The organism is Planctobacterium sp. AWH2_060 (assembly GCF_056158425.1).
Genome location: NZ_JBSWTG010000001.1, coordinates 5,052,018 through 5,077,322 on the forward strand (window position 1 = coordinate 5,052,018; position 25,305 = coordinate 5,077,322).

At 45.9% G+C, this 25,305-nt stretch carries 22 protein-coding genes; 13 read left to right on the forward strand and 9 right to left on the reverse strand.

Going from position 1 to position 25,305, the window contains the following annotated elements; genetic code table 11:
- Positions 1 to 16: 16 nt before the first annotated feature.
- The 7 genes from ACXAD8_RS21860 to ACXAD8_RS21890 all read left to right on the forward strand — a co-directional run bounded on the left by ACXAD8_RS21860 (position 17) and on the right by ACXAD8_RS21890 (position 9,749).
- A complete protein-coding gene (locus ACXAD8_RS21860; RefSeq protein ID WP_475232428.1) occupies positions 17 to 4,150 on the forward strand; it encodes a S8 family serine peptidase in 4,134 nt (1,377 codons plus the stop codon).
- A gap of 137 nt (positions 4,151 to 4,287) precedes the next feature.
- Complete coding sequence (locus ACXAD8_RS21865; protein WP_475232430.1) at positions 4,288 to 5,340, forward strand: 2-dehydropantoate 2-reductase; 1,053 nt, start codon at positions 4,288 to 4,290, stop codon at positions 5,338 to 5,340.
- Complete coding sequence (locus ACXAD8_RS21870; RefSeq protein WP_475232432.1) at positions 5,337 to 5,795, forward strand: hypothetical protein; 459 nt, start codon at positions 5,337 to 5,339, stop codon at positions 5,793 to 5,795. Before ACXAD8_RS21865 ends, ACXAD8_RS21870 begins: the two co-directional genes overlap by 4 nt.
- Positions 5,796 to 5,850: 55 nt before the next feature.
- The gene (locus ACXAD8_RS21875) at positions 5,851 to 6,336 is read left to right on the forward strand and encodes a DUF192 domain-containing protein (protein ID WP_475232434.1); all 486 of its coding nucleotides are present in this window, start codon (positions 5,851 to 5,853) and stop codon (positions 6,334 to 6,336) included.
- Between the two features lie 66 nt (positions 6,337 to 6,402).
- A complete protein-coding gene (gene ppgK / locus ACXAD8_RS21880) occupies positions 6,403 to 7,203 on the forward strand; it encodes a polyphosphate--glucose phosphotransferase (protein WP_475232436.1) in 801 nt (266 codons plus the stop codon).
- 7 nt (positions 7,204 to 7,210) lie between these two features.
- Positions 7,211 to 7,606, forward strand: a complete 396-nt coding sequence (locus tag ACXAD8_RS21885) for a hypothetical protein (protein WP_475232438.1) — start codon at positions 7,211 to 7,213, stop codon at positions 7,604 to 7,606.
- A gap of 64 nt (positions 7,607 to 7,670) precedes the next feature.
- On the forward strand, positions 7,671 to 9,749 hold the full coding sequence (locus tag ACXAD8_RS21890; protein ID WP_475232439.1) for a TonB-dependent receptor plug domain-containing protein: 2,079 nt from the start codon (positions 7,671 to 7,673) through the stop codon (positions 9,747 to 9,749).
- A gap of 41 nt (positions 9,750 to 9,790) precedes the next feature.
- Here the strand turns inward: ACXAD8_RS21890 and ACXAD8_RS21895 are convergent, their stop codons facing one another.
- Complete coding sequence (locus tag ACXAD8_RS21895) at positions 9,791 to 10,705, reverse strand: 1-aminocyclopropane-1-carboxylate deaminase/D-cysteine desulfhydrase (protein ID WP_475232441.1); 915 nt, start codon at positions 10,703 to 10,705, stop codon at positions 9,791 to 9,793.
- A 78-nt stretch (positions 10,706 to 10,783) separates the two neighbouring features.
- Here ACXAD8_RS21895 and ACXAD8_RS21900 point away from each other — a divergent pair, with 78 nt between their 5' ends.
- Entirely contained in the window at positions 10,784 to 11,185 is a 402-nt protein-coding gene (locus ACXAD8_RS21900; RefSeq protein WP_475232443.1) for an MAPEG family protein, read from the forward strand.
- Between the two features lie 34 nt (positions 11,186 to 11,219).
- On the opposite strand, the gene aceK is transcribed toward ACXAD8_RS21900, so the two are convergent.
- Complete coding sequence (gene aceK / locus ACXAD8_RS21905; RefSeq protein ID WP_475232445.1) at positions 11,220 to 12,953, reverse strand: bifunctional isocitrate dehydrogenase kinase/phosphatase; 1,734 nt, start codon at positions 12,951 to 12,953, stop codon at positions 11,220 to 11,222.
- A gap of 90 nt (positions 12,954 to 13,043) precedes the next feature.
- On the opposite strand from aceK, the gene ACXAD8_RS21910 reads away from it, so the two are divergent.
- Entirely contained in the window at positions 13,044 to 13,409 is a 366-nt protein-coding gene (locus ACXAD8_RS21910) for a response regulator (protein WP_475232447.1), read from the forward strand.
- 4 nt (positions 13,410 to 13,413) lie between these two features.
- Here ACXAD8_RS21910 and ACXAD8_RS21915 read toward each other — a convergent pair whose 3' ends face one another.
- From ACXAD8_RS21915 to lepB, 3 genes are all read right to left on the reverse strand, one after another.
- Complete coding sequence (locus tag ACXAD8_RS21915; RefSeq protein WP_475232449.1) at positions 13,414 to 13,617, reverse strand: NF038104 family lipoprotein; 204 nt, start codon at positions 13,615 to 13,617, stop codon at positions 13,414 to 13,416.
- Positions 13,618 to 13,698: 81 nt separating this feature from the next.
- Positions 13,699 to 14,463, reverse strand: a complete 765-nt coding sequence (locus ACXAD8_RS21920; protein ID WP_475232450.1) for a hypothetical protein — start codon at positions 14,461 to 14,463, stop codon at positions 13,699 to 13,701.
- A gap of 66 nt (positions 14,464 to 14,529) precedes the next feature.
- On the reverse strand, positions 14,530 to 15,189 hold the full coding sequence (gene lepB / locus ACXAD8_RS21925; protein WP_475232452.1) for a signal peptidase I: 660 nt from the start codon (positions 15,187 to 15,189) through the stop codon (positions 14,530 to 14,532).
- Positions 15,190 to 15,563: 374 nt separating this feature from the next.
- On the opposite strand from lepB, the gene ACXAD8_RS21930 reads away from it, so the two are divergent.
- From ACXAD8_RS21930 to ACXAD8_RS21940, 3 genes are all read left to right on the forward strand, one after another.
- On the forward strand, positions 15,564 to 15,821 hold the full coding sequence (locus tag ACXAD8_RS21930; RefSeq protein WP_475232454.1) for an OadG family protein: 258 nt from the start codon (positions 15,564 to 15,566) through the stop codon (positions 15,819 to 15,821).
- Positions 15,822 to 15,898: 77 nt separating this feature from the next.
- Positions 15,899 to 17,692: a sodium-extruding oxaloacetate decarboxylase subunit alpha gene (gene oadA, locus ACXAD8_RS21935; protein ID WP_475232456.1), complete on the forward strand. Its 1,794-nt coding sequence runs from the start codon at positions 15,899 to 15,901 to the stop codon at positions 17,690 to 17,692.
- Positions 17,693 to 17,705: 13 nt separating this feature from the next.
- Positions 17,706 to 18,839, forward strand: coding sequence for a sodium ion-translocating decarboxylase subunit beta (locus tag ACXAD8_RS21940; protein ID WP_475232458.1), 1,134 nt, complete (start codon positions 17,706 to 17,708; stop codon positions 18,837 to 18,839).
- Between the two features lie 63 nt (positions 18,840 to 18,902).
- On the opposite strand, the gene ACXAD8_RS21945 is transcribed toward ACXAD8_RS21940, so the two are convergent.
- Positions 18,903 to 19,073, reverse strand: a complete 171-nt coding sequence (locus ACXAD8_RS21945) for a hypothetical protein (protein WP_475232460.1) — start codon at positions 19,071 to 19,073, stop codon at positions 18,903 to 18,905.
- Positions 19,074 to 19,227: 154 nt separating this feature from the next.
- On the opposite strand from ACXAD8_RS21945, the gene dapE reads away from it, so the two are divergent.
- Entirely contained in the window at positions 19,228 to 20,463 is a 1,236-nt protein-coding gene (dapE, locus tag ACXAD8_RS21950) for a succinyl-diaminopimelate desuccinylase (RefSeq protein WP_475232462.1), read from the forward strand.
- Positions 20,464 to 21,119: 656 nt separating this feature from the next.
- On the opposite strand, the gene ACXAD8_RS21955 is transcribed toward dapE, so the two are convergent.
- The 3 genes from ACXAD8_RS21955 to ACXAD8_RS21965 form a co-directional block, all read right to left on the reverse strand.
- Positions 21,120 to 21,326 (reverse strand): hypothetical protein, encoded by a 207-nt coding sequence (locus ACXAD8_RS21955; protein ID WP_475232464.1) that lies wholly within the window; start codon positions 21,324 to 21,326, stop codon positions 21,120 to 21,122.
- A gap of 84 nt (positions 21,327 to 21,410) precedes the next feature.
- Positions 21,411 to 23,132 (reverse strand): EAL domain-containing protein, encoded by a 1,722-nt coding sequence (locus ACXAD8_RS21960; protein ID WP_475232466.1) that lies wholly within the window; start codon positions 23,130 to 23,132, stop codon positions 21,411 to 21,413.
- A 396-nt stretch (positions 23,133 to 23,528) separates the two neighbouring features.
- Positions 23,529 to 25,271 carry a PAS domain S-box protein gene (locus ACXAD8_RS21965; RefSeq protein WP_475232468.1) on the reverse strand — a complete coding sequence of 581 codons (1,743 nt, stop codon included), beginning with the start codon at positions 25,269 to 25,271 and terminating at the stop codon, positions 23,529 to 23,531.
- Positions 25,272 to 25,305: the final 34 nt, after the last annotated feature.

The window sequence follows — 25,305 nt, forward strand, 5'->3', positions numbered from 1 at the left end:
AATTCAGGAAGCCATAATGAAAATAACTGAGCGTCGTCAATTGAGATTTGTACTGTTGCTGACCGTGCTATTAAGTTCGGCGGGAATTGCAGCTAATCATGCACAGTCTGCAGAGCTAAAACCTGCGTCGGTGCAGAAAATAATCCATGACGAGTCGGTGCGAGTAAAAGCCGTAAAGCAACTCCGGACGCCGACATTAATCAGGGCTAAAAACCTGCTACAAAATCGCTATTTGGTGGAGTTTTATGAAGAGCCGCTGGCGAAACAAGTTGCTCTTAGTGAAAAAGCTATTAAGGGGAATCGTTTAGTAGCAAAAACAGCGCAATTAGCACAATTAAAAGAGACCCTTGATGCACAAACTAAAGTGAATGTCGCAGCGCTTAAAGCGGATATTTCGGGAATCAAGGTACACAGTACGCATAGTACTTTGTTTCATGGAGCTCAGGTGAGTATTGAGGACAGCGGATTAAAACAGTTGCGCTCCCACGCTAAAGTGAAAGCTGTCTACCCGGTGCGGATGCGTTACCTCAATCTGGATGCCAGTCATCAGGTTACACAAACTGTGGCAGCATGGCAGGAGATAGGTGGTCAGGCTGAAGCAGGCAAGGGCATTAAAGTGGCGGTCATTGATACGGGTATCCGCTCTGAAAACCCTATGTTTGACGGTGCCGGATTTGAAGCACCAGATTTGAGTCATAATCAGCATTTAACCATTAACCCGGATTACTGTCGCTCCGCCGAAGGCGATAGCGGGTTTTGTAATAATAAACTTATCGTGGCCCGGTACATGGACCCTGCTGCGCATGGTATGAGCATTTACGCCGGTGAATATCTGAGCCCTAAAGGATTTGACGGTCATGGCACTCATGTGGCAGGTATTGCTGTGGGTAATCCGGTAAATATCAGCTTTAATCAGGCTGATTTGGATATTTCCGGTGTAGCTCCCGGTGCTTACCTTATGGTGTATAAAGCACTGTACATGAGTGACATGGGCATGGCTTATGGTACTGACACCATGCTGCTTGAGGCACTGGAAAGCGCGGTGCTGGATGGCGCGGATGTTATCAATAATTCCTGGGGGGCGGGCAGCGGTGAAGACCCTGATACGTCCATTTATAATCAGGTGTTTGGCAACGCCGAGGCTGCTGGAATTGTAGTGGTGAATGCTGCCGGTAATACGGCACATCCGGGAGCCACCATTAATTGTCCGGCCTGTATTGAATCTGGAATTGCAGTAGCTAATACCACCCATGGCCGTTTCATCGGCAATCGACTACAAGTCAATGGCAACAGTTTTCTGGCCTACCAGGGGAGCAATCAGCAACTGGAGCAGCCTCTGAATCTTACCCTGAAATCTCTGAACAGCATTAGCCCATTGGATGACACCGCTTGCACTGCAATGGATTCTGATTATTTTTCTGGTGCCATAGTGTTGGTGGACTATCGGCCATTTTGTTCATTGGAAGAGGTGGCTGACAATATCAAAAGCGCTGGTGGTGAAGCGGTTCTTATCTATCAGGCAGGGGCTTTTGGTATGGGCACTTATGAGCCATTCATACCCTACCAGAGCACCTACAGCATTCCGGTGTTTGGATTATCCAGGGAAAATGGTTTGCAACTGGTGGATGACGCTTATGCCGGTGACTTTACATTGAATATCAGCCATCAACCGGAGCAGGGGATAGAAACTCAGTATGTGGATATTGTGAATCCCTTTAGCTCAACCGGACCTAATAATAACCCTTCGGTACTCAAGCCAGATATGGCCGCGCCGGGAACCAATATCTTGTCAGCCTACTCACCGGATGAATTCGTCTTTAACCCCTTTCCAGATGGGCCGGGAGGTTTGGAATCAGGCGCAACAAGTAATGGTGAACCTGAAATGGTGTTTGCCATGTTAACGGGCACCAGTATGGCCTCGCCTCAAGTAGCAGGGGCCGCGGCTTTGCTAAAACAACGCTTTCCACAATGGACGCCACAGCAAATAAAATCAGCACTGATGTCCACTTCAGAAACGCAAGTCAAATTGGGGATAGCTCCTGCCAATGCCTTCCATCAGGGAGCAGGGCGTCTGGACACGCTGGCGGCATTGAACGCCAAATTACGACTGGCTGAGCCCTCCTGGTCTTCACCCGCCTGTATTGGAAGTTGTAGTCACCAAAATACCCTGTTTAATGAAACTCAAGAGAGTCAACACTGGCAACTAAGTGTCACCTTCTTTGATGGCGACACCATCGGCAGTGTTACTCCTGAAAACATTACTTTGGCACCATCAGGTGAAGCGAATGATCAAGCTAACATCGCTATTTCTGTCGATGCCAGTCGGGCTGACCCGCAACATATCTTGTTTGATAAATGGGTGTTTGGTCGCTTAACCGCGACTAATGAGCAAGGGGAGGTACAGCACATGCCGTTGGTTATCTATGCCAATGACACCAGTGATGAAGGTAGTTTAGTGGTGAGCTATGACGGCAATGATCTGCAATCTGCTAACCCCGTAACTTTCACAGCGCGTTTGCGTAATACGGGTACGGCTGAGCAAGCTTCGGCACAGCTAATTGCCCCCGAAAATGCGCAGTTTGTATCAGGCACAGAATCCGTAACCTTAAGGAACTCAACAACCAGCTCAATGATGTTGTCAGAAGATGGCTCAAAACTGAACTGGCAAGGGCATATGACTAGCGGCAGCATGGACTTTGAAGCTCAGGGTTTGTGGGATGATTTCAGATTGTCGGAGGCAGGTGTAGAACCTTTACCTTGCAGTCATGGATGCAATGGTTTTAATGTGATTTTGGATTTTAGTTTTCAATTCAACGGGGAGCAATATCAGTCCTTAACTGTGTCTGATAATGGCTTTGTGGTGCCAGGTAGTAACAATATCGGATTTTTTAGCGCTCTGTTTAACCAGCAATTACCGCAACCAGATAATTTAAATAATGTGATAGCTCCGTTCTGGACCGAATTCGATTTACTTGATGATAATGAGGAGGGTGATACCGGAGGTGGCTATTTACGCGCTGCAATTCGCGTCATTGATGACATTAATTACCTGGTGATTGAATGGGACGATGTACAACCTTATCAGCTCGACACGTTCCCAGAGGAAGATGGATTTTCAGTCACTGGCCAAAAAGAAAGTACAAATGCTGAAGGATTCACTTTTCAGTTAATCATCGCAGAAAACAGCGATGACATATGGTTTAACTATCTCAGTATTCCTTACCAGCCAGACTATTTGTCTATTGGAGCTGAAAATATGGACGGGACCATCGGCGCCACTCGTTATTATTATGACGGATTAAATTCAGCCATCGGTGTTATGCCTCAATCGGGGGCCGCACTTAAGTTAAACACTATCGAAGAAGGCCTGGTATTGGTTCAGGTAGACATGGTGCTTTCCGAAGGACAGGACTACGGCGTTGCTGACTCTCAGGAAGTCTTTGAAGACGGAGAACGGGCGATTGATGTTTTGGCCAATGATCAAGCTCAAACCGCGCTGACATTGACCTCTGAAATGCTCCTGGAGGCAGAACATAAAGCGATAGCAACGGCACTAGTGCAAGCTACAGGTGGACTGGTCAGCGAAAGTCTTGAGATTGTTGGGACTCCTGTTCACGGCACCGCCGAGGTGGTCTCCGGCAAGATACGCTATGTTCCAGAGCCGGATTTTAGTGGTGAGGATAGCTTTAAATACAGAGTTGCTGATGGTAGCGGTAAATATGCTCGTCCGACATCAGTTTCGGTATCGGTTACGCCAGTGAATGATGCACCAGTTTTACAATCTTTCACTGCTATGACAGTCGAAGAAGGTAAGACAGTGGTCATCTCCCCCGTTGTCACTGATATCGATGGTGATGATTTGACGTTTATTGCTGAACAAACAGAAGGCGTGGTAGTAGATATTACTTCCGATGGTCAAAGTCTGCGCTTTACTGCACCTCAGGTGGGAGAAAAAACTCGTCTTTCTTTTCTGATCAGAGCCAGTGATGGGGAGCTAACCAGCGAAGCTCAAAGTGTGTCTGTTACCGTGTTAAATCGCAGTAAATCCAGTGGCGGTAGTGTGTATCAGTTATTGGCTTTGTTGTTTATCGCGCTCTTGTTGAAATACCATTTTCATAACTTGTGCGCCTTATACCGTTCTTCGAGGTAGCTGCAATTATGGGCTAAGTGCTGGTAAATATACCCAAATCACCTCAAGATACTGAAAGCTAGCATCTTGAGGTGATTTGGGTATAAAGCTACTTAGCCCCTTTTTGATTGCAAAAAAACTGTCACAGGAATAGCCTAGTGGCAGTATTCATTACCTCTGGTTTGTTTGTGAACACAGTAATTTATGGAGCCGGTTCGATTGGTTGCTATATCGGCGCTATTTTGTATCAACAAGGTGTCGAAGTTTGCCTGTTGGGGCGGCAGCGCATCAAGGATGAAGTTGCACAGGCGGGAGGCATCCGGCTAACCGATTATGAGGGGCGCGAGGACGTGGTTTCAGATGTTAGATTTGAAACTTCCCCGGAGATTTTGCAACGAGCTGATATTATTCTGGTGACGCTGAAATGCACTGCCATTGAATCCGCTATTACGGAATTACAGCAATTCGCTAAACCGACAGCCATTATTATTTGTATGCAAAATGGCATTGGCGCAGTCGAACAAGTACAGAGAGCCCTGCCAGATTTTAAGGTATTTGCCGGGATCACACCTTTTAACGTGGTGCAATCTCCCGGAGCTTGTTTTCATCGCGCTACAGAGGGGGCTTTGCACCTGCCAATTCGCTCAGAACTTATGCCTTTGCAAAGAGCCTGGCAGGCTTATGGTTTGGGCTGTGAACTGAACGAAAACCTGGAGCAAATTGTTTGGGGCAAGTTGTTATTAAACCTCAACAATGCCATCAACGCGTTATCGGATATTCCACTAAAGGCACAGTTAGAGCAAAGAGATTATCGTCGGGTATTGGCAATGTGTCAGGAAGAATTGCTTCAGTACTGTCGAAAGCACAACATTAAACTGGCCAAGCTAACCGCAGTGCCCCCAAATTGGATACCGGCACTGCTTGGGCTGCCGGATCCCTTGTTTAAACTTATCGCCCAGAAGATGCTGGCTATTGATCCGAAAGCGCGCTCCTCCATGTGGGAAGACGTCAGCGCGGGGCGAAAGACTGAAATCGCTTATATGAACGGTGCTGTGGCAGACCTGGCAGAAGCCGCCAATATCTATGCACCAGCAAATCGGGCCATTCGCTGTCTGATCTGGGAAGTTGAAAGTGGTGTATTTGGTCCGGGTATCTCCGCCAAAATGCTACTTGCTATGGTAAACCGGGGATATCAGGGGAGAGCTGAATGAGTCAGTCCAGATTTATAGATGGTGTCGTAATTCAGGGACACCAGATTGCTTCGGGCACGGCCAAAGACAGTCCCTATCCCGGTGGCAGTGTGCCTATGCAAATACCGTATTTTAAGGCACTGGGGTTAGATTTGAGCGGCTATTTTCCTGGCACCCTGAATATATCTGTGGCGCCAGCGCAGTTTAAAATGCTCAAACCTGCCTATCAGTTCGAAAACATCAAGTGGGTAGAGGGTTTTAATCCGGAAACCTTCTCCTTTGCGGAATGTACTCTTTGGTACAAAGGCAAGGCTTATCAGGGGTTTGTGTATTATCCTCATCCGGAAACTAAAACCCAACACTTTCACAACGCCTCTTTGCTTGAAGTCATCAGTCAGCCCATAAAGGACATTCATTATGGCAGTAAGGTGCGGCTTGAATATCTGCCGGAACAAATAAACATTCTTACAGAATAAGGGCTTTTGTTTTGAGAGAAGAGGCTTTAAAGTTCACCCAAAAATGGACCTTATTATGAAACAAAATCGCTTTTCTTTTTTGTTGTTGGTACTGGGTTTAGTACTGGCAACTTTCCTTCAGGCTCAGGAGTTAACACCGCAGGAGCTTGAATTTAAACGGGCTTCCATTCAAGTAAATGGCAAAACTTTGCTAGTGGAATACGCCGATACCTGGGAGTTACGTGCTCAGGGGCTGATGTTTCGTACCGAGCTTTGCCAGGACTGCGGCATGTTGTTTAAGTTTGATCGTGAACGACTGATTTCAATGTGGATGAAAAATACATTAATTCCACTGGATGTGGCGTTTTTTAAACGGGATGGCGAAATTGTGGATATTAAGCAAATGAAACCATTGGATCTGACATCGGTTCCCAGCTCTGCACCTGTGTATTACGCGCTGGAAATGAATTTAAACTGGTTCGCGCAAAATGGCGTTAAGGAAGGGGACCAGATCAAAATTTTGCAAACGGGAGCAAAGCAAGAGTTGTCAGGTACCCCCTGATGTTTGCGATTTTGCGAAATCCAGATAGGCTAAATATTAATTCCAATGATTCAACAGGAAGCTAAGATGCGTATTTTGGGTATTGATGTGGGTGGCTCTGGTATTAAAGGGGCAATTGTAGATACGGCAACCGGGGCTATGCTCACCGAGCGTCACCGAATCCCCACTCCGCAACCGGCAACACCACAAGCCGTTGCTGATACCGTCAAAGCCTTGGTAACTCATTTCGCCTGGAAAGGGCCCATTGGTTGTGGTTTCCCGGCGGCCATTCAGCACGGTGTGGCCAAAACTGCTGCTAATGTTGATGATGCTTTTATTAATACCAATATTGAAGAACTGTTTGCACAGACCACCGGCTGTGATGTTTATTGCGTCAATGACGCAGATGCCGCAGGCATGGCTGAATTTAGTTTTGGCAAAGGCCAGCAACACAAAGAGGGCGTAGTGATTTTTGTGGCGGTTGGCACAGGTCTGGGTACGGCGGTGTTTACCAATGGACAACTGCTGCCCAACACCGAACTTGGCCATATTCATCTGGATAACGGGCACGAGGCGGAACGATACGCAGCTGATTCGGCCAGAAAACGCGAAGAGTTAAAATGGAAACACTGGGGGCCCAGGTTTGATCATTATCTGACGACTATGGAAGCGCTGTTTTGGCCCGATTTGTTTATTCTGGGCGGTGGCGCCAGTAAAAAAATGGAAAAGTTTGAATCATTGTTAACGATAAAAACGCCGGTTGTTGCGGCATCCTTGCTAAATGAAGCGGGAATTATCGGAGCGGCTGTTTACGCTGATACTGAGCGGAAAAGACAACAGGCTATAGCCCGAAAAATTCGACTGGCTACCCGGCAACAGGCGCAATAATCGCTATATGCATCGTCAGCGCTTTAGCATCTTTACAGTAATTCTGCTATTTGTCGCTTTTTTGGGGCAAGTACAGGCATCGCTGTCAGGCAATCCTTGTGATACGGTGATTCATTCTTACGACGATGAAAATCATGACTTAGCAGTGCATGGCAATGACATAGTTGCTGATAACGACCATAGTAGGGAAGAAGATTGTTGTAATACCGATTGTTGCAATATTGACTGTGCTTGCGCAGACAGTCTCTGTTCCACTGTTATATACCTGGCGGGCCACCTCGCCGAAAAATACCCGGTGACCTATGCTGAACCACTACCCGGGTATCCCGAAGGTTGTTCAAACTTTGTCAGCAATCCTGTTTATCGACCTCCCATTCATACCACACAAGATTGGTGTGCCTGAAAACATCAATCCCAAATTTTCGACTATTTCCAATTTAAATATTTAAGCATTTAAAAGGTATGACATGCTTACAAAAAATACGTTTATTGCCATGGCGATATTGGCATTGCCATTGGATTCTTATGCTGACAAGAATAAAACAGTACTTCATGATGAGAAACATCAAGAGCATCAAGAGCATCAAGAGCATCAAGAGCATCAAGAGCATCAAGAGCATCACGAACATCAAGAGCATCACGAACATCAAGAGCATCACGATCATCATGACAAAGGTGTAGAACGAATTCAGGTCAGGGCGTCCAGACTGGGCCGTATTGTCACTGAATCAGCCACTCGAACTGAGATTATAAACGCTGAAGAAATCCAGGAAAAAGCCCTGATGCGGCCGGGAAATATCTCCATGCTGGTGGCCGAAACCGGTGGTGTCAGAGTGCAAACTACCTCACCAGCGCTAGGTAGTGCCAATATCAGGCTTCAGGGGCTATACGGTCGATATACACAATTATTAAGTGATGGGCTGCCACTGTATGGCGGTCAAACCGCTTCAATAGGCTTGTTACAGATCCCTCCTACAGACTTAGCCAATGTCGAAATCATCAAAGGATCTGCATCCTCCTTGTATGGCGGATCTGCACTGGGTGGCCTGATAAATCTGATATCAAAAACGCCATCTGACGAATCCGAAGGAGAGGTACTTTTGAATCTGACTTCTAAAGATGGTCAGGATTTGACAGCTTACTTTGCTGCTCCCCTAACAGATTCCTGGAGTGGTTCTTTAACCAGCGGTATACACCATCAAAAACAACAAGATTTGGATGATGATGGTTGGATTGATATCGCGGGTTATGAACGTGGCAGTATTCGCCCGAGGTTATACTGGCAGGGGGACGAAGGGCAAAACCTCTATATCACCATGGGTACCATGAAAGAGAATCGTCAGGGAGGTACTGAAGAAGGAGCGGTTACTCCCGATGGCAGTAGTTATCAACAGAACCTGAAGACATTGCGTTCGGATTTAGGCTTTGTTTATGACAAACCTCTGAGTGACACCAAGAATCTCAATTTGCGAGGTTCTGCGATGTCTCAGAGCCATGAGCATCAATTTGGCGATATCTTTGAGCAGGATACGCATCGAAGCTTTTTAATTGAATCCAGTGTATCTGGCTATCTGGACAACGCCGCCTGGTTATTTGGAGCCGCTTATCAGGCGGAGCAATTTGATTCGGATACATTTCCTATTTTCGATTATAGCTACGAAGTCCCGGGCTTATTTTCACAGCTTGACTATGATCTGAGGGAAAATGTTGCCATGTCATTGAGCGCACGTGCTGACTGGCACAGCGAATATGGTACTCAATTTAGTCCTCGTATCTCGGTGTTGTACCGTCCCGAAAATTGGGTAATCCGAGGTGCCTACGGCCAGGGTTTTTATGCGCCAACACCTTTTGTGGAAGAGATTGATGAAGCGGGGTTATCGCGGCTAGCACCATTGCAGGGGCTTGAGGCGGAGCAGGCTGAAACGGCATCTGTTGATATCAGTTACATGGTCAGTAGTCTGGAAACCAGCATGACCCTGTTTACATCAGAAATAGCAAATGCCACTGAGTTGCAGGTGCCTGAAGACAATCAGAATTTAAACTCTCCCGGCGTGCAATTAGTCAATATTGAAGGTGAAAGTGAAATATCAGGGATGGAATTGTTACTGCGCTATCGCTGGCGAGATATAAAATTCACCGGAAGCTATTTATACACTGATGCCAGCAAACCCAATGATACAGAGACTGGTCGAACACCTTTGACCTTAACACCGAGGCACTCCGCTGGAATGGTGATTATGTGGGAGGAACACGGAAGTCATCTGGTGGGGTTTGAAGCCTACTACACTGGAACGCAACATCTTGAAGATAACCCCTATCGGGAGCGCGCCAAACCATACTGGCATTTAGGCTTATTGGGGCAAATTACTTTTGGTCGTGTCAGTTGGTTCCTCAATGCGGAAAACCTGCTAAATGTTCGTCAGACTAAGGATGACCCGTTGTTACTATTGCAGCAGGCGAGAAGCGGTCGCTGGACCACTGATATCTGGTCCCGGAATGATGGTTTTACCGTAAATGCCGGAATACGTGTTCAATTTGGCGACTAAAAAATATTGCTGGCTGGGAAACGGGGGTAGGTGATGCCTGATTACCTGTGTCCCTGTAACCCGCCAGTGTGCAGCACCGCAACTTTTTCGTCTTGAGCAAAGTATCCCTTGTTGAGCAGTTGTAGCAGGGCAAAGAATACTTTTCCGCTATACACAGGTTCCAATGGGATCGCAGTTGAATCAGTAAAATCCTGACAAAATTGCGTTAACTCATCATTGCTTTTGGCATAACCGCCGAAGTGATAATCGTGAATTATTTGCCAGGGATGTTGATTCGCGTTGTCTGCAGTAAATAGGTTCCGCACCAGGTTTTCCAGATAATCCTGACCTTTTAGCACAGCAATGCCTATGACTCTGGTTTTGCGTTGCTGTTGCTGTAAGGATTGTATCAATCCTGCCAGTGTTCCTCCGCTGGCTACCGGGCAGAAGAGGGCATCCAGGTCTTCTGGTAGTTCCTGCACTAATGTCTGCATACCCTGATGCACCGTTTTCGCTGAGCCGCCTTCGGGTATCACTAAACAGTTTTCTAAATTGGATACTTTACCGGACAGCCGTTGTAAATCCTGCTTTTGTTGATACTCCAATTTGGTCAGCCAATGAATCTCAGACTGCCAGTTCAGCAGATCTTTTAACATGGGTGTCATGTTAAGGGTGTAGTTACCGCGCACCATGGCGACGAAAGGGATACCGAGTTGTTTGCACAGGTAGCCAAGGGCGTGTAAATGGTTGGAATAACCACCGCCAAAACTGATGATTTTTTGCGGAGCTTGTTGTTCAGTTTGGCTGATAAAACCCTGCAGTTTGCGCCATTTGTTGCCTGAAATGATGGGGTGGATTAGATCGTCTCGTTTTACCCACAGATTAGGATGCTGTAACCCTTCGAGTTTTTGCAAAGGCGAAGGCAGGACTATATCTGGTAAACGGTTTTCGGACATATCAACACTGCTTTTGGACATATCGACACTGGTTGTAGTGCAGATTCGGGAGTATGCTAAGCCTAACCTTCTGAATATTCAATTAAATCGGGAAACAGCATGGAAATCGTTTTAATCAGCCTGTTTATTGCCACTATCATGCCTATTTTGGCCAAAGCGCCACTGGCTTTGGAGATGAACAAGTTAAAGGGGTATGACAATCGCAACCCAAGACAACAACAAGACCGTCTGGAAGGATTTGGGGCCAGGTGTAAGGCGGCACATTACAACAGCTTTGAAGCCTTAATTATGTATATTCCAGGCGCTCTGGCGGTGGTCGCTGTTGATGGGGTTAGTGCAATGACAGAGTACTATGCGATGGGATTCGTTTTTGCTCGGTTTTGTTATTTGCTAATGTATTGGCTGGATCAGCATGTACTGCGCAGCCTTTTTTGGGCTGCCGGTTTTGTCTTGTCATTAATGATGCTTTGGCAGGCTATGGCAGTGGTCGCTAGCTGGTAAAAGAGCAAAGCCTATGCGCCTGATAAAATGCTGTTCAGGCGCGTTTTTGCAATGACTGACGAGGAAACTTCGCTTCCTCCGGGTAAGGGCTGACATGAATAATATCGCCATTGGCTACCTGCTTTTGTACCTGTTGCCAGAATTCAGGAGTGAATAAATCGGCATGCAGCTCCTTAAAAATCGCCTTAAGTTCGCGCTTGCCAATAATAAAGTGTTCGAACTGTTCTGGGAAAACGTCATTTGGCGCCACTGATAAAGTATCCAGGGCGTAAGGGTCATCGGATTGAGGTAGTTTTCTGAAATTGCGCTCCGACATGTAACAAATTTCATCGTAGTCGTAAAATATCACCCGCCCATGTCGGGTGATACCGAAGTTTTTGTGAAGCATATCACCTGGGAATATATTCGCTGCGGCAATCTGTTTTATAGCTGTGCCCAGATCCTGAATCGCATCGCGCACTTTTACCGGGTCCGTTTCATTGGCCAGGAACAGGTTGAGCGGTGTCATCTTGCGCTCGATGTACATATGCTTAATCAATACTTCGTCGTCCATAATTTCAATGCTGTTTTTGCAGGTGTCCAGCAACTCTTGCAATAAATCGGGATGGATGCGGTCTCTGGGCAAGCGGAAATTGGCAAATTCATGAGTATCAGCCATGCGACCAATACGGTCATGGGATTTTACCAGTTTGTAACAGTCGACGACGTGTTGGCGGGTGATCTTCTTACTTTCTGCAAATTCATCTTTAATGATTTTAATCACTACCCCATAGGAGGGCAGGTGAAAGCACATCATTACCAGGCCGCGGATCCCCGGTGCAATTTCAAACTGATCGTCTGACTCTTCAAGGTGTTGTAAAAAGTTTCGGTAAAATACGGTTTTACCATGTTTATAAAAACCCAGGGAAGTATAGAGTTCGAAGTGCTTTTTGTTGGGTAAAAGCTCCTGCAAAAAGGCGACAACTTCAGCCGGGTATTGGGTATCCACCATGAAATAGGCTCTGGCAAAACCAAACAAAACACTTAAGTCCCGTTTCTCGGTTAGCAGGGTGTCCACATAAAGTTCTCCACGTTCACTCATCAGTAGAGCCACAACGAAGGGTTTGTAATGATCAGCGAAGCAGATACGCCCCACCAGGTAGGCGGCCCGGCCCCGGAAAAACTCTGCTTGCAGCATTTCTACTCTTTGAACCTGGGTAAGTTCCTTAAAACTCAGCCGTTGTTTAATGGCGCTGGTGAGGTTGTGTAAATCTCGCTGATAATCCTCAAACGGCACATTAAATCGATAGTGGGTAAACATCTGTTGCAGTGTCGACTTTACCGTTTTGTCGGTGCGAAAGTTGTTGATAACCCGCGGGCGGTTAAAGCCAGACAAATAACAGCGGCTAGGCAGAACAAACATCACCTGGTCATCAATTTTTTTATGCTTAAAAATTCGCCCAATTACCGAATTGTAAAAGGTTTCTGCCAGCTCAAACTGCGGGTGATCCGCCAGTTGTTGAATGTAATCCAACTTTAGTTGTTGCCAAAAGGTGACAGGTTGCTGTTGTGGTAAAAATAACTCATAAAGCTGGGCCACCGTCTCAGTCAGGCTCTTTTCATACAGGGATATGCGCTCCCTGGATGCCTGTTGACAGGCCTGCCATTGCGAGGTTTCGAAGCGCTTTTTGGCATCGGAAGTAATGCGATTGTATAAACGGAAACTCTTCTCAAATCCCTTCAGGATTTCATAGGCGATTTTCGAGGTAGCGATTTGCTTGATTGACATGTGAAATTCCGCTGGTATGTTAACGCAGGCCAAAACTGGTATTACCTGACAATAATATTAATAAATCAATAATGGAAGTCCTGATAAGGCATGAGTTTTCCCGTATTAATTTGTGATGATTCCAAACTGGGGCGAAAGTCTGTTGAGCGCAGTTTGCCCGAAGGATTGGCATCTGAGGTACACATGGCAACCCAGGGGCAAGAAGCCATGGAGTTGTTGCGCGCTAAAGATATAACGATTTTGTTTTTGGATCTGACGATGCCTGTAATGGATGGCGTTGAGGTACTGGAAGCCATCAAGGCGGAAAAACTGGAAGTCTTTGTTATTGTCGTATCGGGAGATGTGCAACCCATGATGAGAGAGCGGGTACTGGGGCTTGGGGCATTGGATTTCATCAAAAAACCCGTCTCTCGGGAAAAGCTTTTACAGTCGCTGCAAATGTATGGACTCTACTGAGGGCTTATTCTTCGTCTTCCTCGTCTTCGTTATCATCGTCATCATCATCTGAGAATACATCTGGCGTTACCGCGTCCACGACATCCACAGTACCCTCAACAACAGTGGTGGTTACCCCCACCGCCGCATCAACCACAGCAACGGCGACACATCCAGACAGGTTGCTCATTGTTATCAATAGCAGAAAGCTGAGCAGGTATTTGTTCATTGTTATTGTTCTCCTCTCAGGCGATTAAGAGAATACTTAACGCCAGAATTTTTATATTGAACCGCATTGAGTGAGCGGTGTTCAGTCAATGGATTCTATCAGATTTAAATGACGCTTTAGTGAGGCGATTTCTTCCATATTTTCCTGTAAAAACGCATTTAGCTTGTTGATTAGCTCTGGGTGTTTAATGCTGGCGAATTGAAACTCAGGAAAGGAAAGCGGGAGTTCGGGATCCAATACCAGACCATGCCCCATCATCATATTCAGGTGTTGCGCCACATTAAACTCCACATCGGCTGCATGAGTTCTGTCGGCAGCCACCATTTGCAGCGCCATATTCGCATTGGGCACACCGAAAATTTGCACCTGTTGTGTACGTTCATCCTGAATCCATTTTACCGGTGTGAAGCCAAAGGGAATACTAACCGAACGAATTTTTTCCGCCGGGATCCCTGGTTCCCGCACCATGGTACCCGCCACACTAGTGACAAAGGTATCGCTGTAGTGGATGTTTTGGGTCTTGCCTTGATACCAGCGTTTATTTGCCGGGTATATGGCATCAAGCTCTAAGGTTTCAAAAAACTCGTATTCCAGGCGTTTAGTTGGCAAGGGCACAACTGTCAGGCGCATGTCTGTTTTTAGATGAATCAGGGTAATGAGCTCTTCTAAACATGAATCCTCAGTCAGGTCTGTGAAATTGTAATGAGGAAAGTAATCAAAGTTTTGTACACCCAGGGTATAAACTTTCTGAGTGGCATCCTGTTCAATGGCCTTAATTGAGAAGCTCAGCAGCAACAATGCACTCACCAGGCATTGAAGTAGGGAGTCTGATCGTTTTATCGCCATTTTTAGCCTCACATTGGAACTATAGTGTAGGCAAAAAAGAAGGCGCTGGTTAGCGCCTCTTTAAAATTAAATGCTATCAATTGGGGTAATGATTCGGTCCAGGCGGGGTAAAAAGTAATTATCATAGTCCAGCGAATAGGCGACAGTCTGTGCTTTTCCCACTATTTCATGCCGGGGCACAAAGCCAATGGCTCGTGAATCAGCACTATTGTCACGGTTGTCACCCAATACCAACAGGTAACCTTCCGGAACAAGCACTTCGTCAAAGTTTGCCCATCGCGAGGCATTTTTTCTGATCTGGATGGTGTGTTGTGAATCAGACAAGGTTTCTGTCAGCACCTCAACACCATTCTCTTCTCTGACTTTTTTGTATTGCAGTGGCATGCCGTTGATAATCAGCTGATTATTTTGCATCGCAACCCGGTCACCGGGAACACCAATCACGCGCTTTACCAAGCGCTTGTCAGAGACTTTAGAGTCAAAAATTACGATATCTCCTGGCTGAGGCTCATTGAGTGCCCGAATGGAGATATGGGTCAATGGCACTCTTATGTCATAAGCTAATTTGTCGACTGTAATTTGATCACCGATTTGAATGCTGGGCTGCATTGAACCTGTTGGCACATGGTTCCAGTCGGCGACGGCGCTACGAAACATTATCATTAGCGCGATGAACAACAGAAACAAGCGGTTATTTTGCCAGGCTGATTGCAGTTTTTTGAGCATTCTTTTTATATCCATGAGTCGAATTTTAATTTTGGACTAACAGACAGGCCGAAAGTTTCGGTAATTTTTACCCACAGCTGTTACAAACTGTGTCTGCCCAGCTTGTTGTAGTGATTAACCGTTAATTTTTGCGATATAAAGCACAACAGGCTCCTGTCAATAACCTTTAGCGGTATTGCGAGAATTGCCGGGCTTTTCTACACTCAAAGAAACATTGTATTCATGGGCTTATTGTCAAGAATTAGATGTGATTATTTATGCTTAAAAAGTGCATAAAATACCAGTTTAATAACGCCAGATAGAGGTGCTTTTGTTTGTCTTTTAGGCACTTGTCTGGTTAATATGCGAGTTTGTTGCAAAAAAAGCAGTTTTCTATGACTAACGAAATTTCTACGATTTTATGGGATTCCGCCATGTTACTGATGGTGGGTATGTCGGTTGTTTTTGTGTTTTTGACCATGTTGATTGGCGCAATCCACCTCATTGAATGGATTTGCAACAAATTTCCCGGAGAGGAATCACCACAAAGTACGTCACCTTTGCCAGCTGCTAACGCTGTAAGTGAAGGTGTTAGTCCTCAGGTTGTGGCTGCTATTAGCAGTGCAATACATCAATATCGACATAAAAAATAATAATCAGTTTATAAGCTGAACGTGGTTCGACAGCCACCGATTCTTAAAATGCATCACTTGTTGGAGAGGAACGAATTATGGCAAAACCATTAGCCTTAACGGAACTGGTTTTAAGAGACGCACATCAGTCTTTATTGGCTACTCGTATGCGTATCGAAGATATGTTGCCAATTGCGGAAAAACTTGACCAGGTTGGATACTGGTCTATGGAATCCTGGGGCGGCGCCACCTTTGATTCTTGTATTCGTTACCTGGGAGAGGATCCCTGGGAGCGCATCAGAAAACTAAAAGCAGCGATGCCCAATACCAAGCAACAAATGTTGCTGCGCGGGCAAAACTTATTGGGTTATCGTCATTATGCCGACGATGTAGTAGAAAAGTTCGTTGAGCGCGCACATAGCAATGGCGTAGATGTATTCCGCATCTTTGATGCCATGAATGACATGCGCAATTTACAAACGGCCATTAAAGCCGCCATTAAGGTGGGAGCACATGCCCAAGGCACTATGTCCTACACCGTCAGCCCGGTACACACCTTATCCCTGTGGTTGGACATGGCTAAGCAACTGGAAGATTTGGGCGTTCACTCCATCTGTATTAAAGATATGGCGGGGTTGTTGAAGCCTTACGAGTGTGAAGAACTGATAACGCGTCTTAAAGAAACGGTTTCTGTACCAATCGCTATGCAATGCCACGCTACAACCGGGTTAAGCACAGCCACTTATCAAAAGGCCATTGATGCCGGTATCGATATGCTGGATACCGCAATCTCTTCTATGAGTATGACTTATGGGCATAGTGCAACGGAAACTATGGTGTCTATCGTAGAAAATACAGAGCGTGACACCGGATTAGATCTGGGATTACTGGAAGAAATTGCCGCTTATTTCCGGGAAGTACGGAAGAAGTACGCCAAATTTGAGGGCAGTCTGAAAGGCGTAGACTCCCGCATTTTGATAGCTCAGGTGCCAGGCGGTATGCTCACCAACATGGAAAATCAGCTCAGAGAGCAAGGGGCGGCAGACAAGCTGGATGAAGTACTGCAAGAAATTCCCAAGGTCAGAGAAGATCTGGGCTTCATCCCATTGGTAACGCCCACCTCACAAATCGTCGGTACGCAGTCGGTGTTGAATGTGTTAACCGGAGAACGCTATAAGACGATTACTAAGGAAACTGCCGGAGTATTAAAAGGTGAATATGGTGCCACTGCGGCACCGGTCAATAAGGAGTTACAGGCGCGCGTGCTGGACGGTGCTGAGCCTATCACCTGTCGTCCTGCTGATGTCTTAGAAGCAGAACTATCCAAACTGGATGAGGAATTGACCAGGCTTGCCAGCGAGAAAAGTATCAATCTGGCGCAGGACAAAATCGACGATGTATTGACCTATGCCTTGTTTCCTCAGGTTGGGCTTAAATTTTTGGAAAATCGCAATAATCCTGATGCTTTTGAACCGGCTCCAGGAAGTGAACCTGAAGCGCCAGTAGTAACTGCTCCACCTGCCCAAAGTTCAGGGACGGCAGAAGCTTATTCTGTGCGAGTTGATGGCAAAGTCTATCGCGTAGAAGTGGCTCCAGATGGCAGCCTGACCGATATTGCCCCGGCATCTGGCAACAGTGCAGCGGCTGCCGCTGCACCAGCTGCTGCCCCAGCGGGTAATGCAGAGCCTTTAAATTCACCCCTGGCCGGCAATATTGTACGTATTAAAGTGTCTCCAGGTCAGGCCGTGAATGCCGGTGATGTGGTGTTGATTATGGAAGCCATGAAGATGGAAACCGAAGTGCGTGCGGCAAAACCCGGCACTATTGCCAGTATTGCGGTTAAAGAAGGCGACGCCGTACAGGCTGGTCAGCCTCTTCTTTCCTTTTCGTAGGGAATTAGGCTAAATGGAAAAACTAAAAATATTGTGGGAAACCACCGCCCTGGCTAATTTTGAGTTAGGGCAGCTGCTGATGATGGCGGTTGGTGTGCTGTTGTTGTATCTGGCCATCGCCAGAAAATACGAGCCACTATTGTTATTACCTATCGGATTTGGTGCTATTTTGACCAATATTCCTTTAGGAGGTTTTAGCGAGCCGGGTGGCATTCTGTATTACGTCTACGAAGTGGGAATTGGGTCCACCGTGTTCCCCTTATTGATCTTTATGGGAGTAGGGGCGCTTACCGACTTTGGTGCATTGATTGCCAATCCGCGTATGCTGTTATTGGGTGCTGCTGCCCAGTTTGGTATTTTTGCCACTTTGTTTGGTGCTATTTTACTGAATTTAGTGCCAGGTCTGGAGTTCTCTATGCAGGAAGCCGCAGCTATCGCCATTATTGGTGGGGCTGATGGACCGACGGCGATTTTCCTTGCCTCGCAACTGGCGGACCATTTGTTAGGCGCGATAGCGGTAGCTGCCTATTCTTATATGGCGTTAGTACCTATCATTCAGCCTCCTATTATGAAAGCGTTAACGACCCCTGAAGAGCGCAAGATAGAAATGCAGCAATTGCGCACTGTTAGCAAGCGAGAAAAGATTATATTTCCGTTAGCCGTACTGGGCCTGACCATTTTGTTCCTGCCGACGGCAACACCTCTGGTGGGGATGTTTTGCCTGGGCAACCTGATGCGGGAAAGCGGCGTGGTGGATCGCCTGAGTAAGACGGCTCAGAACGAACTAATTAACATCACCACCATCTTTTTGGGATTGGCGGTAGGGTCTAAGTTATCAGCTGATAAATTTCTGACTGGTGAAACCCTGGCGATTTTAGCTCTGGGTGCGGTGGCCTTTTCTATCGGTACTGCTGCCGGAGTGATGATGGCAAAGCTGATGAGTAGACTCGGTGGCGGTAAGATCAATCCTTTGATTGGCGCGGCAGGTGTCTCAGCTGTGCCTATGGCGGCACGTGTAGTTAATAAAGTGGGGCTGGAAGCTAATCCTCACAACTTCTTACTGATGCATGCCATGGGACCCAACGTGGCGGGTGTATTGGGCTCGGCAGTGGCCGCAGGTATTTTGCTGGCGCTGGTGGGGCCTTGATGCTTGTTTGCTAATGTCAGTAATTCTAAAGAGGAAGCTTCGGCTTCCTTTTTTAGTTTTATATCAATGGGTTAGTGGTATTAAAATGCCATAAAAGGCGGCGATAGCTGAGCTAATTACCAGAATGTAGATAAAGCCTTTTTTTCCTTGTTCCAGGGTGTAACCATTTTGTTTTAGGTATACAAACCAGCCCAGACAAAGCAATAGAGGTATCAGAAACAAAAATCGGATCAAGGTAGGCTCCCTGTTTAGTTGTTGTCGTAAAAGCTCGCCCAAAGTATGTAACCTCAAGCCCGGCGACATTCAAAAAAGTGTTACATCCTTGCAATCTGCTTGTAACTACATTGGCATTTAATACGGGTGTCACGTTAGACGGGATCACTATTTTATGTCAATGCCTCTTGCACCAGAAGCCGTTCAATCTCAGGTACTTATACCTGATTTATCTGAGCTAAACCAGGTTCCTTCACAATCGCTGGTCGGATACGCCCGGTCAATTCTTTATAGTTTAGAACTAATGTCCCGACAGTCAATTACCCCGGTAGATGCCGGTTGCCAGGATTGGTTGCAGGGCAAACTTGAACGGCTGGGGTTTCAATGCCATGCCTTTGAAGTTCAAGGGGTTAAGAACCTGGTGGCAGAGCTCGGCCAGGGAGAGCGGGTTGTCGCCTTTGCCGGACATACGGATGTGGTGCCACCAGGCCCCCTTGAGAAGTGGCGTACTCCACCATTTGAACCAACAATTACTGACAATGAATTAATTGGTCGCGGCGCAGCAGATATGAAAACCGGTATTGCTGCTATGTTAGCGGCCAGCGAGAGGATACTAAAACTGTCGCACCAGCTTAATCACAGATTCATGTGGTTTATTACCAGTGATGAAGAAGGGGAAGCTGAGTTTGGCAGCAAAGCTATAAAAGCTTGGCTGGACGAGAAGGGCATCAAAGTAGACAGCGTCATTGTGGGTGAACCTACCTCAAAGTCTACCACTGGCGACACCATTAAAGTAGGGCGTAGAGGCGCTATTTCTGGCCGTATTTTGGTGCAAGGTAAACAGGGGCATGTGGCTTACCCACAGTATGCCGATAACGCGATTCACAAGATGGCCAAGGTTATTGAGGCTATCAACGCTATAGAGTGGGATGCCGGAAGTGACGATTTTCCGGGAACTAGTCTGCAGATTACTCATATTGATTCAGGTGAGTTCACCGACAACATTGTGCCTGCTCGTTGTCAGATTTGTTTTAATATTCGTTACAACCATGATTATGATTTGGCGACCCTGGAAAGCCTGATTCAGGAGCGAATTAACGCTGTTGTTCAGGGGACTCACATTCAATGGGAAAGGCCCTGCACCCCTTACTTTACTCATGTAGATCAGCAAAATAGTCTGATTAAGGCGGTGGAACAGGCTATTGTCAAAAATACGGGTAAGTTTCCGGTGTTATCAACGGCTGGCGGTACCTCCGATGGTCGCTTTTTTGCCAGTGAGCACACTCAGGTGGTGGAAGTGGGGGTTCCCAACAAGACTATTCATCAGATCAACGAGCGTATCCATATTTCCGATCTGGTCACGCTGGAAGACATCTTTACCGATTTGCTTTCTGATTTACTGTTCGGTTAATGGTGGCCAACGCTAGAGGGCCACTCCTCAGGGGGCAAGGCCGCGAAAGATTTTTTGAGCGACACTCACACATAGCCTAACTGAAGCCAGAACCTAGCTATTATAGCTAAGTCTTAAGTTATTGATGTTAAGTTAATCAACCTATTTACAGGCTCTGGTTTTGAGTTTGCTGGTAGCTAGACTTTTTTCAGCGCCCTATTCTAATTCAACCACTGTTGTTTGATTGAAATAATTGTCGGGGCGCCGACTGCGCCTTAAGGTGACCGGGCTGCGCCCCCCTTAAGAATCCCCCGCAGCCCCTGACGCGCAAAAGCATAAACTTCGCCATCAGAACAACGACGACCATCAATGACAGCACATCCCTGTGCTGGGCATTGATTGAGATATCATCCCTGATATCTCTCATCGTTGTTTTAACTGATGGCGCAGTTTATTGCGCGTAAAGGGAGGTTTGGTTCAGCACTCCGAATAAATACTGGTGTAATCGAACATGTAAACAAATCTGTTTTGCTTTATCTTTAAATGAATATTTTTTAGTTTCTAGACACTATGGTCACCAAATGAGCGTTCATGCTCTCGCTTTTTGCTGCTCTTCATCCATAAATCCCGAGCCTAATTAATTGCGCCAGACTCTGAATTATAATGTGTTTAGCGCTTTAATTCTGTGGCGGCAGGTCGTCTTTCAGTACCAAAGCAATTAAGTAAATTAAAGCCAGTGGCGGAATAAAGGCGGTAAAAAATCCGATGACGGAGGTAATGATTGGTGTTTGAGTTTTTCGTTTGCCAAAAAAGTAGCAGAAAGTTGCCATGAAGATAGCCAGAATGACCACTACCTGGGCATATAGTGTTGCGTTAAAGTTCATATGAAAATCCGTTTTCGTTTGGTGTTATTAATTTACCTTTTTGAAAGCAATTAGCAATACTAATATCGGACTTCTCAAAGGATTTTAATGTTTTAACGCTTGTCTGATTGCAGAGAGTGGCCCCGGCTTGCCGAATAAGTAGCCTTGTACCTCATTAACCCCAAGGTTCTTGAGTGTCTCTGCCTGAGCTACCGTCTCTACTCCTTCTGCCAGAACGATAAAACCTACACGCTTGCTGAAGGAAACGATGGAACTAACCAGAGCTTCAGCTTTGTCACACTGATGCACCTGATTGATCAATGAACGATCTATTTTAACTTTAGAAAAAGGTAACTGAGTTAACAGGTTCAGGTTCGAATAACCGGTGCCAAAGTCATCAATAGCGATGTTAAAGCCAAGTTCCATTAAGTGTTTTACTACTGCGGTGATCTGTTGATCCATCATAGTGGATTCAGTCAACTCTAGTTCCACCTGACTGATTTCAAGCCGGTGTTTTTGCAATAAATCCAAAAGCAGATTGGGAAGATCTGATTCTCCCAACTGAACAGGCGAATCATTAATGGCTATTTTAGCGGCTGGTAAGTGGTTAAACTCTTGCAGAGACTGATTGAAAATTCGTTTACTCAACGAGCTAATAAGGCCGTATTGTTCCGATACAGGAATGAATTTATCTGGAGGAATAAAGCCGTCTTTCAGACTTGGCCACCTGGCCAATGCTTCATAGCCACAACACTCCATTGTATTGAGATCGAATTGCGGTTGGTAATGCACATCCAGAGCATCGTTACTGATGGCTTCCAACAGATTATCGTAAATCCACCACTTTTCATTAAATTCATCCAACTTCTCAGGGTGGTAAGTCGTTAGAGAGGGCGTATCGGGTCTGATTGCTTCCAGAAGGGCAATTTCCGCTTTTTCCAGAATGTCACGCCAGCCCTCCTTGCTGCAACGGCTTTGGTAATAGCCGATATTCACTTTTAGCTTTATCTTACTGTCGCCTATCAGAATCATCTTTTCCAGATTTAACTGCAGGGTTTTGAGTTGATATTCCAGCCGCTCAGGGATGTTTAAAAACAGAATACCGAATTTGCCATCTCCCAGACTTCCGGAAAAAGCATTGATTTCAGTGTTGTTGTGCAGGCGCTCAAAGATGGCGCTCTGTATGATATCTTTGGCATCTTTTACTTTGAGTGACGCAACAATCTCATCCATGGCGTAGATACTGATAATCGCCAAGGCTAATGGACTAGAATTTAACGCAACTGACTTTTCCAGATAGCGACAGAATGTGGATTTAAGAGGCAATCCTTTCGGATCAAACTGCTCATGCATAATCTTTTGGTTTAATCGCCAAAAGTCTTGTTGTTTCTTAAGGCGGAGATTGTTGATAGTGCGGGCCGTTAATTCCGCCCTGTGAAAGGGCTTAGTAATGTAATCCTGAACGCCATAGGATAAGCCTTGTACTATCGCTTCCTGATCGTCCATTGCGGTTAACAAGATAATGGGGATGTGATTGTATACTGGAGAGGATTTCAACTGACGGCTGATTTCAAACCCCGACTGGCCTGGCATATTTACATCCAGTAGTATTAAATCAGGTTCAAATTCTTCTAATGCGTCTAAAACCATCAAGCTGTTGTTCACCGCAAAGGTGTAAAATCCCAGAGGTTCAAACATGGCGCTGAGTAAATCTGTTGTAACGGGTTCATCATCCACTAAAAGAATTTTGCAGCCATAGACAAAATTCAACTCCGCTTCTGGAGTGCTGTTTTGCACAACTGGTTGATTTAGTGGTTTGATTGGCATAAATCGCCTCGCTGTTACTACAAACTACGTACTACTTAAGATTAGCAAAGTATTGATGGTAAGGAATAAGCTAAAATTTTGTGTTCTTTGAGGTTCTCTGTGAATAGATTTTTTGTTTTGTAGGGACTGTGTTTATTGCCTTGTTAAGGTTATGAATTTAATAGGTAAATTTGTCAGGGTGTATTGTGATGCATGGGGTGTAAGTGAGGTGTTTTTCATCTGTAGGAAATATCGCACGGTGAATTTGTGTAAAATACTACAGTTGGACTGATTAAATTCTCAGCCCATTGAATGGGAATAAAGTGTGCCGTATTGCGAAATGGCTTCGGTCGGGTGTTAAATTAACCCTTGCCGAGACGGCAAAGGTCAAGACGTTCTGGATATATCAATTTAATCTCAGGTGCTCAGGTAATTAGATAGCTGATCGACATGGCCTTTGGTTTCATCGATGAGCGATGTAATCTGATCAGCAGAATCAGTGGAACTTTGCGCAAGGTTTCTGACTTCATCTGCCACTACCGCAAATCCTCGTCCAGCTTCGCCGGCTCTGGCCGCTTCGATAGCAGCGTTAAGTGCCAACAAGTTAGTTTGATTGGAAATATTATTGATGGACTGAACAATGGAACTGATGCGGTCCAATACCTGAGACATAGCTTCGTGTGTTTCAGAGATAACGGCATTTTTCCTGGATATATCTTCGGCGTATATTAATACGCTGGTGAGAGAGCCGGATACGTCGGTTATCGGCGTCGCCTCGATGGTCAATCTCAACGGGTTCCCTGAAGTGTGCTTAACGCTGACATCTGACTTGAAGGCTTCTCCTTTTGCCAATTGCGACCACTCTGAGGTTCCTACCAGTTGTTCCAGGTTGCCCAATACGTCTTTCGCGGCACTGTAGTTTTGGCATCCTAGAGCATTGATAAATTGCTGATTTGCGTATGTGACATGGCCTTGAGGATCTGCTTCGCACATCAGGCTGCTATCGTTAATGGCCCGCATTCGAATATCGTTTTCCAGTGACTTTCGCTTGGTCTTATCAATATCGGCTTGAATGGCAACATAGTGGGTAACTTGATTATGCTCGTTAAATACGGGGTCAATGGCCAGTGATATCCAGTATGCCTGGCCTTGTTTATTATAATTGAGTATCTCTTCGTACAAGGCACGCTTTTCTCTCAGAGCTTTGCTTATGCGCTCTACCGTTTTGCTGTCGGTATGCTTGCCCTGCAAAAAACTACCTGGCTTCTTACCACTAATTTCACTAAGGCTGTAGCCGGTGATATCACTAAATCCTTGATTTACGTATTCTATCTTTCCTTCGGCGTTAGTGATGATCACAGCATTGCTGGTATTATTGGCCACTAAAGAAAGTCGTTTTACTTCTTGCTTTGCCAGGTATTCTTCGGTGATGTCCCGCACAAAAGCCGTATACAGGATCTTGTTTTCCAGGGTGATTTTGGAAAGAGAGAGTGATACCCAAATTTCTCGTTTGTCGAAAGTTTCAATTTTCAGATCTCGGGAGGACCCGACAATTTTGTTCTCGCCAGTACGACGATTTCTGTTTACCTTCTCGTCGTGGCCAGGCTGGATCGCTTTGGGAACTAACATTTTAACGTTGTTTCCCAACACCTTATCCTTTTGAATTCCCCAAATTTTCTCAGCCGCAGGGTTAAAAAACAGTACGCGGTTGTTTTCGTCTATGGTAACGACACCATCGATACACTGATTCAAAGTCTGATCCAGCAGTAGTTTCTGTTCGCGTTGTTTAGTGATGTCTTTTACAATGGCGGAGTAGCATTGCTTACCATTTATTTTGAATTTTGAGAGCGATAAGGAGCACCATATCTTTTTACCGTCTTTAGTTTCGATGTACAAATCAAGGGTGGTGCCCACCAGTTTATCCTGATTGGTGTTCCTGTGGCGGTTGACGTAGTTATCGTGATTGTCTCTGTGGGCTAGCGGCACCAGCATTTTTACGTTCCTACCTAACACCTCTTGTTTGCTATAACCCCAGAGCTTTTCAGCAGCAGCGTTGTAAAACATGACACAATTGGATTCGTCTATAGCGATGACCGCATCGATGCTTTGTTCGAGAATGGAGTAAGTGAAATCATCGCGCTTTTTCAGAAAATTAAACATGGGCTGCCTCTACATTGCTGACCCCACTTAAACG